This is a genomic window from Stenotrophomonas sp. SORGH_AS_0282, from assembly GCF_030818125.1.
GTDB classification, from domain to species: domain Bacteria; phylum Pseudomonadota; class Gammaproteobacteria; order Xanthomonadales; family Xanthomonadaceae; genus Stenotrophomonas; species Stenotrophomonas rhizophila_A.
This window is the reverse complement of record NZ_JAUTAB010000001.1, coordinates 3,929,715-3,946,052: the sequence shown is the minus strand read 5'-3', so window position 1 is coordinate 3,946,052 and position 16,338 is coordinate 3,929,715. Positions and strand designations below refer to the sequence as shown.

Sequence of the window (16,338 nt, the reverse complement as noted above, 5' to 3'; positions counted from 1 at the left end):
TTCTAGCCTGTAGCCATCGAAGGTCAGGAAACTGATCAGAAGTATTTCCTGATGATCGTTGAGACACCGGTCGAGGCAAACTGGGATATCTACTACAGCACCTACGTAGCCCAGAACGGCGGAGGCTTGACGCCCGGCGGTCAGGTGACCGGACAGCTATCTGGAACGGGTCCGGACACCGTAATCGGCTTCCCCTACGCAGGACTCAGCGTAGACAAGCATGCATATTCGGATACAAACCTGACCTGGTTTGAAAGGTACATATACAGAGAGAAGACCAGCAACGAGAGCACCTACATGGAAGGACTGCTCAGGTCAGGCTTGGAAAGCTTCCGGTCAGAAGACTACCTTCCGACCAACATGGCTTGGCGCAGCTTCTTTGCGGTCCAGGATGCTCAGATAAACAGTGCGCTCGCGAGCGCCGCTTACCTTGCTGCAAGTGCGTCCGACATGAGTGAAGAGCGTCGTCGGTCACTCACTTTGACAGTAGGGGGACTGGCGAATCTACTGGGGAACGCCGCGACGGTGAAATCTGGAGTTGCCCCTGTAACGGGGTCACTTGGCATTCGAAAGCCGCCGGCGGCCACCCCCTCTGAGCTGGAGGTGCCTCAAACAAATGCTCTTGGCCTTCCGCCTCAGAACGGTGGCGGTCTGTCGGACCGAATTGTCGTTCCAACTGTCACTGCCACGACCACCATTGGAGGAAGAACCTTCGTACACTAAAATCCGACTGGGGGAGAATTTGACCAAGGAAATGCCGGCATACCAACGCTGATAGCGGATCGCGTCGCTGCTCGATCAGAGAGGTCAGGCAAGGTGTTGCCCAATGGCAACATGGCGACGGCTCATGCAGAGATCGCTGTTATCTAGAAGGTGCATGATGCTGGGCTTGCGGTCGGTGCGGACATGAGCATCTCTGTCTCCGGAAAAGACGTCTGCGGATTCTGTAAGGGCGACATCGCTGCGGCGGCCCAGGCTGCTGGCTTGAATTCCCTTAGTGTCAGAGCGGTTGACAACAAGACCGGTCTACCAAAGACCTACTCTTGGACCCAGGGTATGCGCTCAATCAGAGAGAAGAAATCGTGAAACTAGCCGGATTCTACGTAAGTTCGGATACTGCGCGCACGCAGCTGCCAGTTCGGAATGATCCTTCCAATGAAGAGATTGACGCTGCGCTGCAGCTATTTTCGGCAATGAGCGGAATTGTTAGCCTGAGTGAAGATCCCGTGCCTGAGGTCGGAGTCTACGAACTGGCACTATATGCAGACAGCGGAAACTTCATGCTTATGCTTAGTCGCTACACCGACGACGGAGATCACGAGGTAGATACCATCACAAATCCAACTGCGGGCGAAGGGGAGATTGAAATCCTTGGGGACCTGTATCAGCGATGCATGACGACACATGACATCGAGCCGGTAAGAAGGTGCTTTCATGAATTCGCCTCTACTGGAAACGTCCAATCGGCGTCGCTGAAACTTCACGAGGGTGCCGGCTCCCCATAACTTCGGCTACTTGATCGGTCAAGGTCAGGCCAACGAATGCCGTGGTCAGCATGGGTGAACTTGCGGCGCTGCGAAGTGCACTGCAAGGTACAGATCTGTCAGGTCTGGCTTGGTCAAGCTCATTCCCTACGGAGACGGCATGGAAAATCTAAGCTAACAGGCGTACCTCGAACTACTGTCAATGTCTGATCCAAGCGCGAACATTACCAGTAGCTGGAATTCCGCTAAGGCCTGGGTAGGAACTTACGTCATCGGCACTATCAAGTTCGTTAGGCTGCTAGCGACACATGGCTTGCTCAATCATCAGGCAACGTTGGTGCTGGCTAAGGGTCTTAGACAGCACGCCCTGGCCGAACCAGAGACATACCCAGATCGAAATTTTGAAGCGGCGAGCGATGCAATCGCGTACGCGCACGCTCTGGAGGAATGCGCCGAGATTTCGTCCGCGATCAAGATGTCTTTCACTCTGGATGAGCAGGAGCGTATCGATCAGTTTTCGTGCGCTCTAGAACGCATCTTTGATGCTCACGGTGTCCCGATCAACGATGTTCCTCTCTACCCAATCTCGGGCGCGTGATGCTCGGACTCAATGAGTCAACCATCGAAGTGGATCCCATCAGACCAAAGCTGATTGTCCTTCCACTTCCTGTGCAGAACATCCAAAGAGCGCCCGAACTGGCGGCAACGTGGAGCTTGCCGACACTGACGTACCAGGGCTACGTGAAAGGATGGCCGCTTCCAGTCGAATCGATGACCCAAGCACCGAGCTGAAGCAGAAGGGCTTTGTTCGGTTAGTGACGGAAACCTTCCAGAGCCAAACAGTAACAATGGGTGGTAAGGATGCAATCGAGCTCAATCGAAGGGTGGATTCAGGGGTTAAATTCTGAAAGATATAGCCACACGAAGGTTGATGCGCTTCACATCGTTATGAAGGATGGCAATGCAATTACGTTGAACTCCCGCATGCATCCCGCTAGTGAGTAAAGCAGATGTCAGAATTCAATTGCATATTTCTTGGTCGTGAAGTGGATCGGTCCCCCGAGCTTTCCGAGTACGCGAAAAGCTTCCTGAACTGTTCCGCCGCAGAGTGGAGCAGGGGTGGCGGAGACTGCGTCTTTAGCTACATAGAAGGTGGACTTTCACTTGCAGTCCTCGTAGTTCTGCATGACGGGAATGGTCGGATGTCTGTTCGCTACGATCTTGCTAGGGCAAGGAAGGCCTACTACTCCATTGGAAGCAAGGATGAGATGAACGCAATTGTGGATGTCGGTGACGACCAGTTCGTTCCTCTTGGCTCATTGGTGTTACCCCTGGCCGCATGGCATGCGGTAGAGGACTTCTTTGTTAAGCCTCTAGAGATGCCCGGCAGACTCCACTGGATGAATGCCGAAGAGATTGTTTGGCCTGAGTAGGAGCCTCTTCAGAAGTGTTTCCTGATGATCGTTGAGACACAGCTCGACTGTGTCGACGACGCGCGCTCGGAGTACGTCAGGTTCGAGGACGGCGATGTGGCGAGGCCAGACCTGGTTGGCCGGATTCGAGCGTTCCTAAAATTTCCATGGACGAGGATAAGGCCGATCCGCGGCACGTGTTTCGCTTGAAGGCTTACCCAAGCGCACTGATCGTTCGCGATTCGTTGGGAAAATCGATAGAGGTCTGCCAGTGAACCAACGTCTTGCGCTTTCGAAGATTCTTGCGGTTGCTCTCAGCGCCGGCATCTGCGGGTTGCTCCTGATCGGCCTACCACTGAGCGTCAATGCAGGGACAGAAATTGAGACGATCTACTTTTCTTCGATCATAGGCATGGTGGCAGCTATCTTCGGCGTGGTGGTTGGCTTCCCAGCGATTCTCATTGTTGATGCCGTACTACCTCACGCGAAGTTCCGCCATGTCGCGTTGGGCGCGTTCTGTGCGGTGCTCGCTTGGCTCATAGTCGAGGGCGCCTTTGCGCGTGACGCTTGGAACAACATCTGGGCAAGCAGCACCTTCTGGATTGAACGGGCGCCCAGGCGACTTGCAGTGTTTGCGGTCATAGGTCTGCTCGCGGGCATCCTTTACTCTTTGATCTGGCCCAGCTTGCTACGTAAGCGGACAGCGGCCAAGGACAGGTAGAAGGGGAGGTCGAGTGACAGTAAGTATTTCGAGACTAGCGTGGCAGGTGGCAAGGTGGTGCCGCGGACGGCACCACCGCTGATCAGGGGATGTTCTGAAGCCTCATGAGACCCCGGCTGTGCAGGCGCCTGCAATCATTGACTGGAGTAAAATTGTGTCTAGATCGTGGTGAATGGATTGCATGAGTCAGGAGCGTGATCATGGCAGGAGCGAAGTACAACCTGATTCACCTTGCGTACTTTTGCCTCTGGGTGCTATGTGCGCTGGTCGAGCTACTTTCTGCCTATTCCCATTGGAATAGGGGCTTGAGATTGATGCCTCAACTTCTTTTGGGACCTTACGGGGACTGGGTCCGGCTTGCCGTCGTCGTGTCATTTCTGTCTCTTCCAGTCCTTCTCTGCGTACTCGTCGCTCGTTTGCGCCACTGGAAATGGACTAGGCTCCCGGAGGTCTTCCTGGCGATCGTTGTCGTTACCCTGTTCCTATACAACATGTCTTTAATAAAGTCTTAGTTCCCAACGCCTAATCATCTTCAACCGTCGAGTTCCCGATGATCATTCTTGCCTGCATTACTGACCGTACATGACTGTCTTCGGCGACCCAAACAATTTCGCACTCATCGCCGCGAGCGTCCAATCCTGGAACGAGAAGCCTGGCATGGGGAATGGCATTTTTCACTTCGTTGTAGATGGACGGCTATTCCCACGACGAGCGAGGGTATCAGCGCTCTCGGCAGACATTGGTAGCTTGTCGCCCGGTAATGCTCTTGTGGATCTGCCAGAGAATTCCGATGTGTCAAGTCTTGGTGCGGATGATACATTCCGCTTTCTGCTGAATGGAATGCTTCCCTACATCCTTATGGATGAAGATGAGATTCCCGATAACTTCCAGACTGACTATACCTACCAAGCCTCGACGAACAATTTGGAGGATGAGAATTGCTTCGCCTTTGCAGTGAAGGTTGGCCATCAGGTTAGGGTGGTCGCAGCGGAAGTCGTGCTGGACTCCCTTGCTGGTGGTAATCGCTTGTTGGATGTATCCGAGGCTTGGATCGATGTGAGAGAGCTCGCGGAAATTATTGGTCTTGCGAAAGAGGCCTTCAAGAATTCAAGCCTTTAGCTGACCTCAGAAACTACGTGATCCGTCCGGGGAGGGGAGTCGCCTCTGGGTTTCCCGGATCGTGGCGCAGCCTCCGGTGTCGACCAGGATCGGATTTGCAGCGAAAGGCGATAGCTCTCGTCTAAAGTTCCGCGCCCACAGGCCGCTCAATGATCAATGTGCCCGATATCGCGAACGCGCCAATTTTCCATCTTGGAGATTTGTAGTAATGAATGGAACGGTTCTTCCAGCGTGGTTGCACTCAATCGTATTTGCAGTGCTATCGGTCTACATGTTCATGCTTTGGGCTGGCTTGAAGCGCGACTCGCTGAGTGAGGCGCGGAAGCGTTTGGTTGACCGCATTGAAGTTCTTCGGTCACCGGGCGCGGCCTTGTCTGTTGGCTGCCTGTTTCTGGCTCTCGCAGTCGGCAATGCCGTTTGGGCTTATGGGTACCGGTGGTGACCGTTCCCAGCGATGCGACGCACATGTCTGGATCCTCGACTATGCCAATGCTCTCGCACCGCAAGTTCACATATGGCGGATCCACGATGAAACGGGGCCGAATACAGATAACATCGGCTCTAAGGTCAACTCCTACAAGCTGCCGTGGATACCGGGCGCACCACCCGCCAAGTGCTGGCCGTCCATAATGGATGGAAAGAAAGTTGAGGTTTGTCAATGAGTGCTTGGAATCTGCCTGCCAGGATGCTTGCAGTGCCACTGAGCACTGCAGTGGCCAGTGGCATGTTCTTTCTGATCCCTGTCATGTCCTCGAGCGGAACGTCTGTGCATGGTGCACTGCCTGTGTTGGGTATTTTCCTGATCATAGGTGCCATCATTGGCTTGATCGTGGGATGTCCACTTGTCTTGCTGGTCGACGGCATTTTCCCCAGATGGCGCCCCAGGTACATTGTTTTTGGCGCGGCCGGGGCTTTGGTGGGCTGGCTGGTCTTGGAGGGTGGGTTCGCGCGCGGCGCCTGGGAAGCAATATGGTCCAATCCGAGATTCTGGGTGGACTGGGCACCCAGGCGACTCATCCTCTTCTCGCTCATCGGCGTAATGAGCGGCCTCCTTTACACCGCGTTTGTCCGGTTCATTGATCGCGCAATCCCTCGTGACACCAGGTAGCTCGTAAAATGCGCCTTGCGCAGCCGCTGGCCACGTGGCTGCCCTCCCCGATCCAAAACGTGCGCAAGCCGGTGAGCATCGTGTTGCACTACGATTTCTGCCCGCTCGCCACGACTATCCATCCTTCCAGGCAGCCGAATGAAGAGCCTGATCAACATCGTCTACTACGTCGGTTGGATTGCGTGCGCGGCGCTGTTCCATGCGGTGGCCTACAACAGATACACGTCTGGAGCCCTTGGCCTGTTTGACGTCTACGATCTGAACCCGGAGCGTGCGCTGCAGGTTGTTCAGGCAGGCGTGGTGGTGCTGTTGATCCAGACAATGGCGATCATCATCAGGATCACCGATTGGAGGAGGGCGCGAATCCTTGAGATTGCACTGGCCCTCCTTGCATGGCTGCCATTCCTCTACAACCTGTCGTTCGTTCGGGGTTGAGAAGGAAGAAAGTTCAGGGCCACGAGGAACGCACGGCGTCGTTCACCACCCGCGCAGGCACGTGGACCCCAATCTGCGCGGGTGGGATTTCGCGATCCAGGACTCGCATCCTCGTGGTGAGGCCAGGACCCGCGCAACCCGCTCTCGAATCAAGCACAATCGGGTAATGCGCCGAATCCGCCTCCCGCTCGTGCTGCTCACCGCCTTCCTGCTTGCCGCCTGCGCCAGCACCGATGTGCGTAGCCCGCTGGCGACGTGGGTACCTTCGCCGAACCACAACGTGCGCAACCCGGTCATCATCGTGCTGCACCACACCGACCAGGACAACGTGCAACAGAGCCTGTACACCCTGCGTACCGCCAACAGCGGTGGCAAGGTCAGTGCGCATTACCTGGTGGGCTCGGATGGCCACCTCTACCAGCTGGTGGCCGACAACCGCCGTGCCTGGCATGCCGGAGGCGGCCGCTGGGGCACCATCACCGACCTCAACTCAGCGTCGATCGGCATCGAGATCGACAACGACGGCAGCAGTCCGTTTGCCGCGGACCAGATCGCCGCGCTGATCCGCCTGCTGGATGATCTGTGCACCCGTCTTAACATCCCGCGCACCCAGATCATCGCCCACTCCGATCTGGCGCCGGCCCGCAAGCAGGACCCCAGCCGCTATTTCCCGTGGCAGCGGCTGGTCGAAGCAGGTTTCGGCGTCTGGCCCCGCGCCAGTGACGGCCCGGCGCCGGAGGGCTTCGACCCGTGGCTGGCCCTGCAGGCCTTCGGCTACCCGCTTGACGACCGCGCCGCCGCCGCCGGCGCCTTCCACCGCCGTTTCCGTGGCCGCGACGACCTGCCGCCCACCCTCGACGTCGAGGACGCCCGCATCCTGCATTCGCTGCTCCTGCAGCGGTAGAGCGGCCGGTTGGTCCGCTGCTTCAGCAACCCCCTACAATCAATCGCTGATACCGCCCAGAACGAGCATCCATGAAGGCCAAGCGCATCACCGCTGCAATCAAGCACCCTGCCTTGACCCTTCTAGGTCTGTCCCTGCTCACCGCTTGCAGCGTCAGCACTCCCAAGTCCGATGCGCCGCCGTCTGCAAGTCCCGCCACCTACGCAAAGGCGGACTGGAAAGCGCTCCCCGCGGTCAGCGACAGCGACCTGCAGGCCGGCTTCAGTGCCTGGCGCAGCGCCTGCCCGCGGCTGAAGAGTGACGCCACCTGGGCGCCCACCTGCGCGGCGGCTGCCAACATCGCCAACACCCCAACGGCCATCCGCCAGTTCCTGCAGGACCATCTGGAGGTCTATTCGCTCCGTGCCGGCGGCCACCGCGCCGATGGCCTGATCACCGGTTACTACGAGCCGGTGTACAGCGGCACCCTCACCCGCACTGCCAGGACGCCCGTACCGGTCTATGGCGTGCCGACCGACATGGTCAGCGTGCAGCTCGATGAGCTCTACCCCGAGCTCAAGGGCAAGCGCCTGCGCGGCCGCGTGGATGGGCGCGTGCTTCGCCCCTACGACGACGCAGCAAAGATCTCCGCCAAGGGCGTAAACGCGCCCGTGCTGGCCTGGCTGTCCAACCCGATGGACCTGCAGTTCCTGCAGATCCAGGGTTCCGGCCGCATCCGCCTGGACGACGGCCGCCAGCTGCGCATCGCCTACGCCGACCAGAACGGGCATCCCTACCGCCCGATCGGCCGCTGGCTGGTGGCGCAGGGCGAGCTGAAGAAGGAAGACGTCACCATGGACGCGATCCGCGCCTGGGCCGATGCGCACCCGCAGCGCGTGACCGAGCTGCTGGCCAGCAACCCCAGCTATGTGTTCTTCACCAAGGGGCCGGACGGCGACGAAGGCCCGCGCGGCTCGTTGAACGTGCCACTCACCGCCGGCTACAGCGTCGCGGTGGACCGCACCGTGGTGCCACTGGGGAGCTTGCTGTGGCTGTCCACCACGCGTCCGGATGGCAGCCCGGTGGTGCGCCCGGTGGCCGCGCAGGATACCGGCGGCGCCATTGCTGGCGAAGTCCGCGCCGACCTGTACTGGGGCACGGGCGACGCCGCCGGCAAGCTGGCGGGGGACATGAAGCAGAAGGGCAACCTCTGGCTGCTGTGGCCGAAGGGTGCCGCCCTGCCCACCATTACGGCCGCTGGCGGCTGAGGACCCACGCATGGCGATCTTCTACGTAGTGGTCGCGGTGATGGTGCTGGAGATCATCCTGGAGCTGACCTGGAATCCGCTTTACTTCGTCACCGGCATCCGCCTGTTCAACGAGCGCATACCCGCCAACGCCGCCATGCGCGAGAGGCTGGTGCTGAACTGCCTGGAACGCGATGTAGCCACCCAGAGGTGGCTGCCGCTGGTATTCCGCGCGCTTCCCGACGGCCGCATGGCCTTCCGCGAGAGCTTCGGCATGAACCTCACTGGGCGCTACTACCCGGTGATGCGTGGGCTGGTAGTGGTGGATGCCAAGCGCAACCAGGTCCGCGTGGAAGGCATCTGCAACTGGATGACGCTTGCCATCGGCGGGCTGTGCGTGGCGATGCCCTTGGTAGTCGCGGCCGCCTGGCCGATGCTGATGATGCTGGGGCTGTTCGTCGGCTGCTACCTCTTCCAGCGTCGGCGCTACCACGGCGTGGCTGACGCGCTGCGCGAACAGATGCGTGTGGAGCTGCCGGAAGCGATCATGGCGTTGAGGCGCCGCACCCAGTAGAACTACTGCGCCCAGCGCAGTGATTCTGCGCAGGTAGCCGCCGTGCGCCAGGGCTAGCATTCCAGCTTCAAGCCCCCCTCGAGTCATATCCATGCACGAAGGACTGCTCAAAAGCTGGAACGCCGGCGCCACGCGCCAGGCCATCATCGCCTTCGTCGCACGGGTCACCCTGGAGGACGGCCCCGACTACGTGCCGCCGGCCGCACGGATCGCCGTGTTCGACAACGACGGCTGCCTGTGGTGCGAAAAGCCCATGCCGATCCAGGCCGGCTTCCTGTTGCGCCGCATTGCCGAACAGGCTGAAGCAGACCCGTCGCTACGCGACCGGCAACCCTGGAAAGCCGTTCATGAAAAGGACCAGGCGTGGCTGGGCGATGTCATCACCAAGCATTACGAAGGCGATGACACCACGCTCAAGGAAATGGCGGCCGGCCTGCTTTCGGCCTATGCCGAAGATGACGTGGAGTCGTTCGCCAGCAAGGCCGACCAGTTCCTGCGCAGCGCGGAGAACCCGGTGCTGAAACGCCCCTACCTGAAAACCGCCTACGCGCCCATGCGCGAGCTGCTGCAGTACCTGGAAGCCAATCAATTCACCAACTACATCGTGTCCGGTGGCGGACGCGATTTCATGCGGCCGATCACCCGCGAGCTGTACGGCGTTCCGCCCGAGCGCGTGGTCGGCACCACCGTCGCGCTGCAGTACCGCGAAGAAGACGGCATCGGCAAGGTGGTCCACACCTCGAAACTGGAGGTGTTCGATGATGGCCCCAACAAAGTGGTACGGATCTGGAGCCGGATTGGCGCGCGCCCGATCTTCGCTGCCGGCAACTCCAATGGCGACATCCAGATGCTGCAGTTCGCCACGCAGGGAAAGGGCGCCTCGCTGGCGTTGCTGGTTACCCACGATGATGACGAGCGGGAAATTGCGTATACCTCGGGCGCCCAGAAGTCGGTGGCGCTGGCGAAGGAGCGCGGGTGGCCGCTGGTCAGTGTCCGGGAGGACTGGGCGAAGGTGTTCGTGGATTAGCGGCGGGCTGCGTGGCTGCGTGGTGCCGGACGGAAGGGGAAATAGACCCTCGTTTTGCACTACATTGGTGCAATGACCCCCGCACCACCGTCTCCGTCCCTCGAAGTCCTTGGCACCCCGGTCGCCTGGGCCGATGCCGAAGGCCGCGTCGCCGGCTGCAACCCGGCCTTTGCGCGCTGGCTGGGGGTAAGCGTGCGGCGCCTGCTCGGCCAGCCGCTGGCCTCGCTGGAGGTGCAGGGCGAGGCGCTGGCGCACTTCCTGGCGCGCGGCGAGCGCGACACCCTGCGCCTGCACCGGTTGGCGCTGGCCCTGCCCGGCGAGGCCCCGCGCTTTGCCGAGGGCTGGCTGAGCCGGCATGAGGAAGATGGCTGGCTGCTGGAAGCGCACCCGGTGGATGAATTCCCCGGGCTGGACCCGACCCAGGCCCTGCCCAGCGCCCTCAGTGCCGCCCTCAAAGGCCTGGCCCACGAGCTGCGCAACCCGCTGGCCGGCCTCAAGGGCGCGGCCCAGCTGCTGGCCCGTCGCAGCGCCCAGCGCGACCCGGAAGAGCGCGAGCTGATCGAGCTGATCGGCTCGGAGATCGAACGGCTGAACGGGCTGCTGGAACAGTTGTTGTCGCCGGCTCCGGCCGCGCCGCATGCGCCCCTCAACATCCACGCCTCTCTGGAGCGCGTGCTGCGCTTGGCCGAGAGCGAAGGCGGCTGGGCGGTGCGCCTGCAGCGCGATTACGACCCCAGCATTCCCGAATTCGACGGCGACGCCGACCGTCTCACCCAGGCGATATGGAACCTGGTGCGTAACGCGATCCAGGCCGGCGCCGGCACAGTCACCCTCCGCACCCGGGTGGAACATGGGGTGCGCATCGGCGACCAGCTGCAGCCGATGGCGCTGCGCCTGGAGATCGCCGATGACGGGCGCGGCGTGCCCGAAACGCTGGCCGAACACCTGTTCCTGCCGCTGGTCAGCGGCCGCGCCGAAGGCACCGGGCTCGGCCTGGCACTGGCCCAGCAGGTGGCACGCGAACACCGCGGCACGTTGACCTACCGCTCGCGCCCGGGGCATACCGTATTCACCGTGCATCTGCCGATCGGGCAGGGCACCCCCGCTGCCGAGGAGACCGCGCATGGCGGCTGACAGCCAGGCCACCGCACAGCGTGTCTGGGTAGTGGATGACGACCGCGCGGTACGTTTCGTGCTGAGCACCGCGCTGCGCGATGCCGGCTATGCGGTGGAAGGTTTCGATGGCGCGGCGGCGGCCTTGGAGATGCTGGGCAGCCAACCCGCCCCGGACCTGTTGTTCACCGATGTGCGCATGCCGGGCGACGACGGTCTGGTGTTGCTGGACAAGCTCAAGGCCGCGCACCCGCAACTGCCGGTGATCGTGATGTCGGCCTATACCGATGTGGCCAGCACCGCCGGTGCGTTCCGTGGCGGCGCGCAGGAATTCCTGTCCAAGCCGTTCGATCTGGACGATGCGGTGGCCCTGGCCCAGCGCGTGCTGCCGGAGCCGGACACCACCCTGGTCGAGCCCAGCCTCCCGTCAGTGGAGTCCGCGCCTGACCAGCGCCCGCAGCTGGTCGGCGACACGCCGGCCATGCGCGCGCTGTTCCGCGCCATCGGCCGCCTCGCGCAGGCGCCGCTGTCGGTGTTGATCAACGGCGAAACCGGCACCGGCAAGGAACTGGTGGCGCATGCGCTGCACCACGAATCGCCGCGCGTGCAGGGCCCGTTCGTGGCGCTCAACACCGCCGCCATTCCGTCCGAACTGCTGGAAAGTGAGCTGTTCGGCCATGAAGCCGGCGCATTCACCGGCGCGCAGCGCCGCCATGTAGGCCGCTTCGAGCAGGCCAATGGCGGCACGCTGTTCCTGGATGAAATCGGGGACATGCCGCTGCCGTTGCAGACCCGCCTGCTGCGCGTGCTGGCCGAAGGCGAGTTCTTCCGTGTGGGTGGCCGCGAATTGATCCGGGTGGATGTGCGCGTGATCGCCGCCACCCACCAGGACCTGGAAACGCTGGTGGCGCAGGGCCGCTTCCGCGCCGACCTGTTGCACCGGCTGGACGTGGTGCGGCTTCGCCTGCCGCCGCTGCGCGAGCGCCGCGATGATGTCGCCCAGCTGGCCGACACCTTCCTGGCCGCCGCCGCGCGCAAGCTGGATACGCCGCCCAAACGGCTCACCGCCGCTGCGCTGCAGGCGCTGCGCGAGCACGACTGGCCGGGCAACGTGCGCGAGCTGGAAAACGTGTGCTGGCGCATGGCCGCGCTGGCCGCCTCCGACACCATCGGCGTGGCCGATGTGGACAGCGCGCTGCATCGCGGTGCCGGGCCGCGCACCCGCACGCAGGGCGACCCCAGCCAGTGGGAAGCCATGCTGTCAGCGTGGGCGCGCCAGCGCCTGGCCGAGGGCGCCGAAGGCCTGCATGCGCAGGTGCGCGACCGGGTGGACCAGGCGCTGCTGGAGGCGGCCCTGCAGATCACCCACGGCCGCCGTGCCGAAGCCGCCGCGCGCTTGGGCATGGGCCGCAACACGCTGACCCGCAAGCTCGGCGCCGGGCGCCGGCGCGGCGGATGAATCCCTGTCCATGGCATGTAAGCACCGCGTCGCGGTGCCTTTCATGGTCCGTGGACGACCATGACGTTAGTTTGCACAGAAGGAGTTCCAGATGCGTCGTTCCCACCTCGCCCTGCTGATCCCGTCACTGCTGGTGCTGGCCGCCTGTAGTTCCGCGCCTAAGCAGCGCAGCGCGCCGGTGCAGGCCGTACCGGTGGTGAGCACCGCCAAGCTGGCCGAAGCCAACCTGGCGCCTGCCTCGGCAAGCATTGTCAGCGGCCGTCTGGTGCTGGTGCCCGATGCGCAGGGCGTGCATATCACCGGCACCATCGGTGGGCTGCAGCCGTTGCAGACCGCCGCGTTCCACGTGCATGAGCGCGGTGACTGCAGTGCCGTTGACGCCAGCAGTGCGGGGCCGCATTTCAATCCGGCCAACCAGCCGCATGGCCGCAACAGCGTTGGGGCGCATCACGCTGGCGACATGGACAACCTGCGCGCGGATGCGCAGGGCCGGGTCGCCGTCGATGTGCGCCTGCCAGCGGTTACCCTCGGCGGCGGTGCAGCCACCGATATCGTCGGCCGCGCGCTGGTGGTGCATGCCAACGCCGACGATTACCGCAGCCAGCCGGCAGGCAATGCCGGCGCCCGCATCGCCTGCGGCGTCATCAAGGTCACGCGCTGAACGCGCTGCCCCCGACGTCGCTTTTCCACTCGTTACCCGCAAGGAGATCCACATGCGTCTGATCCATACCTCGCTGTTTGCCGCCATCGCCGCCATCGGCCTGACCGCCTGCAACAAGCCGGCCGACGCGCCGGCCGATGCCGCCACCGCCACCCCGCCGATCGCCGAAACCGCGCGCACCACCGAAGCACCGCCGGCCATGACCAGCGAAGCCCACGCCAACCACACCGCCGTGGCCGAGCTGGCGCCGACCCAGGGCAATGACGTCAAGGGCAACGTGACCTTCAGCGTCGTCGACGGCAAGGTCCACGTGAAGGGCCAGGTCAGCGGCCTGAAGCCGAACAGCGAACACGGCTTCCACATCCATGAGAAGGGCGACTGCAGCGCGCCGAACGGCGACAGCGCCGGCGGCCACTTCAACCCGAGCAAGGAAGACCACGGCAACGTGGCCACCACCCCGCACCACGGTGGCGACATCCCCAACATCAAGGCCGACGCCCAGGGCAACGCGGTGGTGGATGCAGCCGTGTCGACCAACGTCAACATCGGCGAAGGCAACGACAGCGACATCATCGGTCGTGGCCTGATCGTGCATGCCGACCCGGACGACTACAAGACCCAGCCGACCGGCAACGCCGGTGCGCGCCTGGCGTGTGCGGTCATCAAAGCCGCACCGTAACCGGTAGCGCCGGCCGTTGGCCGGCCCCGTGAAACGAAGAACGCCGGCATCGCCGGCGTTTTTCTTGAACGGTAGCGCCACGCCCTGCGTGGCTGCGCGGCGTCACCGTCAGCGGGTCAACAATTCCCGCGCATCCTGGCCCGCTTCGCAATGCACGAACAGCACCGGCAGCCCGTGCGCTTCCAGCACGGCAGCCATCTGCCGCTGGCGCATCAGGTACTGCTCGTAAATGCCCTGCAGGCGATCGCAGTTGCCCTTGTCGTGGCTGTAGTAGCTGCACCAGCCGGCCGGATCGAACAGTGCCATACGCACTTCGCCGTCAGCGTATCGAAGCAGCGGTTCCGGCGCTCTGTCCAGCCACTGCTCCGACTGCGGCGCCATCAGCGCCGTTTCTATCAGCGGCCACAACTCGGCCAGGCCCTGGTTGTCGTATTGCATCGACATCATCGCGGCCAGGTCGTTCACCGTGAAATACCGGGCGTGCTCGATCTGCGCGCCGAAGGCATTCTGCGCCTGCAGGGCGGTATCGGCCTGCGCCATGCCCTGGGCCAGCAGCACCTCTTCCAGTGCTTCGGCTACGGCCGTGGTCTGGGCCACGTCGGTGCCCGTCAGCAGGAACGGCACCACGCGCAGGCCACCGCCGGTGAGGCTCGCATCGGCCTGGAACGGCAGCGGCACTTCGCCGTCGGCACCGGCGCCGAACGCCAGCAGGCGCGGGCCTTCGTTGCGGCCGGGCGCACGCATCTGCAGTTCTTCCAGGCGGCGGTGGATCGGCCAGCCGGGGCGCAGGACTTCGGCGGGGTCGAAATGGGCGCCGGCGAACACGAAATCGAGTCCGCTCACGCCGGGTACCAGCTTGGCCAGGTCGCGGCCAACGCGGTCGGCCAGTTCGCCCGCCTGCGCGGATGTCAGGGCCGCGTGGCGGGGGGCGTCTCCTCCGGCCAGTTCCAATGCCAGTACGCCAAGGGCATTCATGCCGGGGTCGGGTTTGCTCATGGGTTCACAGTTGGCCCATCACAGGGCGGCAGCTACACTTGGCCCCATTATGCCTGCTCCTTCGTGCAGGCCATGTTGCAGACACCCCTCCCATGCCAGGTATCTCCATGCCCAACGCTCGTCCCGTCGCCATTCTCGGTGGCGTCCGCATCCCGTTCTGCCGCCAGAACACCGCCTATTCGGACGTTGGCAACCTGGGCATGTCGGTACGTACGCTTGGCGCGCTGGTGGAACGGTTCGGCCTGCACGGGCAGCAGCTGGGCGAAGTGGCGATGGGCGCGGTGATCAAGCATTCCAGCGACTGGAACCTGGGCCGCGAAGCCACGCTGTCCTCGGGCCTGTCCCCGCTCACCCCGGGCATCACCATGCAGCGCGCCTGCGGCACCTCGCTGGACACGATCATCGCGGTGGCCAACAAGATCGCGCTGGGCCAGATCGAATCGGGCATCGGCGGCGGTTCGGACACCACCTCCGACGTGCCGATCGTGTACGGCAAGAAGCTGCGCGCGCGCCTGCTGGCCGCCAACCGCGCCAAGACCACCGGCGACAAGATCAAGGCGATCGTGCGCGGCTTCAAGCTGGGCGAACTGAAGCCGGAATTCCCGGGCGTGGCCGAACCGCGTACCGGCAAGAGCATGGGCGACCACTGCGAAGACATGGCCAAGGAGTGGAACATCTCCCGCGATTCGCAGGACGAGTGGGCGGTGTCTTCGCACAAGAAGCTGGCCGCGGCCTATGAGCGCGGTTTCTTCAGCGACCTGATCGCGCCGTTCCGCGGCGTGGAGCGCGACAACATCCTGCGCGCGGATACCTCGCTGGAAAAGCTGGCCACGCTGAAGCCGGCCTTCGACAAGGTCTCCGGCCGTGGCACGCTCACCGCCGCCAACTCCACCCCGCTCACCGATGGTGCGTCGGCGGTGCTGCTGGCCAGCGAGGAATGGGCGCGCGCGCATGGCCACGAACCGCTGGCCTACCTGCGCGATTCGCAGGTGGCGGCGGTGGACTTCGTGCACGGCGAAGGCCTGCTGATGGCGCCGACCATCGCGGTGCCGGAAATGCTCAAGCGCAATGGCCTCACGCTGCAGGATTTCGACATCTACGAAATCCATGAAGCCTTCGCCGCGCAGGTGCTGTGCACCCTGCGTGCGTGGGAAAGCGAAGACTACTGCCGCAACCGCCTGGGCCTGGATGCGCCGCTGGGCAGGATCGACCCGGCCAAGATCAACCCGTTGGGGTCGTCGCTGGCCACCGGCCATCCGTTTGCGGCTACCGGTGCGCGCGTGATCGCCACGGCGGCCAAGCAGCTGGCCGAACGCGGCGGCGGCCGCGCGCTGGTCTCGATCTGCACCGCCGGCGGCATGGGCGTGGTGGCGATCGTCGAACGCTGAGTCGTTCGCATCGCGCGCAAGAAAAAAGGCCG

The 16,338-nt window shown here is 63.0% G+C and carries 17 protein-coding genes; 16 read left to right on the top strand and 1 reads right to left on the bottom strand.

All coding sequences use genetic code 11. The annotated features are described in order from the left end of the window. The first annotated feature begins 51 nt into the window (after window positions 1-51). The 15 genes from QE395_RS17930 to QE395_RS17860 all read left to right on the top strand — a co-directional run bounded on the left by QE395_RS17930 (window position 52) and on the right by QE395_RS17860 (window position 13,922). Window positions 52-723, top strand: a complete 672-nt coding sequence (locus QE395_RS17930; RefSeq protein WP_306990194.1) for a hypothetical protein — start codon at window positions 52-54, stop codon at window positions 721-723. Between the two features lie 359 nt (window positions 724-1,082). Then, window positions 1,083-1,505, top strand: a complete 423-nt coding sequence (locus QE395_RS17925; RefSeq protein WP_306990192.1) for a hypothetical protein — start codon at window positions 1,083-1,085, stop codon at window positions 1,503-1,505. A gap of 181 nt (window positions 1,506-1,686) precedes the next feature. After that, window positions 1,687-2,082: a hypothetical protein gene (locus tag QE395_RS17920; RefSeq protein WP_306990190.1), complete on the top strand. Its 396-nt coding sequence runs from the start codon at window positions 1,687-1,689 to the stop codon at window positions 2,080-2,082. Between the two features lie 412 nt (window positions 2,083-2,494). Then, window positions 2,495-2,917: a hypothetical protein gene (locus QE395_RS17915; protein WP_306990188.1), complete on the top strand. Its 423-nt coding sequence runs from the start codon at window positions 2,495-2,497 to the stop codon at window positions 2,915-2,917. Window positions 2,918-3,167: 250 nt separating this feature from the next. Continuing rightward, on the top strand, window positions 3,168-3,617 hold the full coding sequence (locus tag QE395_RS17910; RefSeq protein ID WP_306990185.1) for a hypothetical protein: 450 nt from the start codon (window positions 3,168-3,170) through the stop codon (window positions 3,615-3,617). Window positions 3,618-4,199: 582 nt separating this feature from the next. Beyond that, on the top strand, window positions 4,200-4,736 hold the full coding sequence (locus QE395_RS17905; RefSeq protein WP_306990183.1) for an Imm42 family immunity protein: 537 nt from the start codon (window positions 4,200-4,202) through the stop codon (window positions 4,734-4,736). A 1,246-nt stretch (window positions 4,737-5,982) separates the two neighbouring features. After that, a complete protein-coding gene (locus tag QE395_RS17900) occupies window positions 5,983-6,279 on the top strand; it encodes a hypothetical protein (RefSeq protein WP_249833450.1) in 297 nt (98 codons plus the stop codon). Window positions 6,280-6,445: 166 nt separating this feature from the next. Then, entirely contained in the window at window positions 6,446-7,183 is a 738-nt protein-coding gene (locus QE395_RS17895; protein ID WP_306990181.1) for an N-acetylmuramoyl-L-alanine amidase, read from the top strand. Between the two features lie 71 nt (window positions 7,184-7,254). Further along, window positions 7,255-8,430: an MltA domain-containing protein gene (locus tag QE395_RS17890; RefSeq protein ID WP_306990178.1), complete on the top strand. Its 1,176-nt coding sequence runs from the start codon at window positions 7,255-7,257 to the stop codon at window positions 8,428-8,430. 10 nt (window positions 8,431-8,440) lie between these two features. Beyond that, a complete protein-coding gene (locus QE395_RS17885) occupies window positions 8,441-8,983 on the top strand; it encodes a hypothetical protein (RefSeq protein WP_306990177.1) in 543 nt (180 codons plus the stop codon). A 91-nt stretch (window positions 8,984-9,074) separates the two neighbouring features. Continuing rightward, a complete protein-coding gene (locus QE395_RS17880; RefSeq protein WP_306990174.1) occupies window positions 9,075-10,010 on the top strand; it encodes an HAD family hydrolase in 936 nt (311 codons plus the stop codon). Between the two features lie 72 nt (window positions 10,011-10,082). Then, the gene (locus QE395_RS17875) at window positions 10,083-11,144 is read left to right on the top strand and encodes an ATP-binding protein (protein WP_068848254.1); all 1,062 of its coding nucleotides are present in this window, start codon (window positions 10,083-10,085) and stop codon (window positions 11,142-11,144) included. Continuing rightward, complete coding sequence (gene ntrC / locus QE395_RS17870; RefSeq protein ID WP_306990172.1) at window positions 11,134-12,582, top strand: nitrogen regulation protein NR(I); 1,449 nt, start codon at window positions 11,134-11,136, stop codon at window positions 12,580-12,582. Before QE395_RS17875 ends, ntrC begins: the two co-directional genes overlap by 11 nt. A gap of 91 nt (window positions 12,583-12,673) precedes the next feature. Next, window positions 12,674-13,243, top strand: coding sequence for a superoxide dismutase family protein (locus tag QE395_RS17865; RefSeq protein ID WP_306990170.1), 570 nt, complete (start codon window positions 12,674-12,676; stop codon window positions 13,241-13,243). A 52-nt stretch (window positions 13,244-13,295) separates the two neighbouring features. Further along, window positions 13,296-13,922, top strand: a complete 627-nt coding sequence (locus QE395_RS17860; RefSeq protein ID WP_184126260.1) for a superoxide dismutase family protein — start codon at window positions 13,296-13,298, stop codon at window positions 13,920-13,922. Window positions 13,923-14,030: 108 nt separating this feature from the next. Here QE395_RS17860 and QE395_RS17855 read toward each other — a convergent pair whose 3' ends face one another. After that, complete coding sequence (locus tag QE395_RS17855; RefSeq protein ID WP_068848262.1) at window positions 14,031-14,918, bottom strand: hypothetical protein; 888 nt, start codon at window positions 14,916-14,918, stop codon at window positions 14,031-14,033. A 92-nt stretch (window positions 14,919-15,010) separates the two neighbouring features. Here QE395_RS17855 and QE395_RS17850 point away from each other — a divergent pair, with 92 nt between their 5' ends. After that, window positions 15,011-16,306 carry an acetyl-CoA C-acetyltransferase gene (locus tag QE395_RS17850; RefSeq protein ID WP_249833456.1) on the top strand — a complete coding sequence of 432 codons (1,296 nt, stop codon included), beginning with the start codon at window positions 15,011-15,013 and terminating at the stop codon, window positions 16,304-16,306. The last annotated feature ends 32 nt before the right edge of the window (window positions 16,307-16,338 follow it).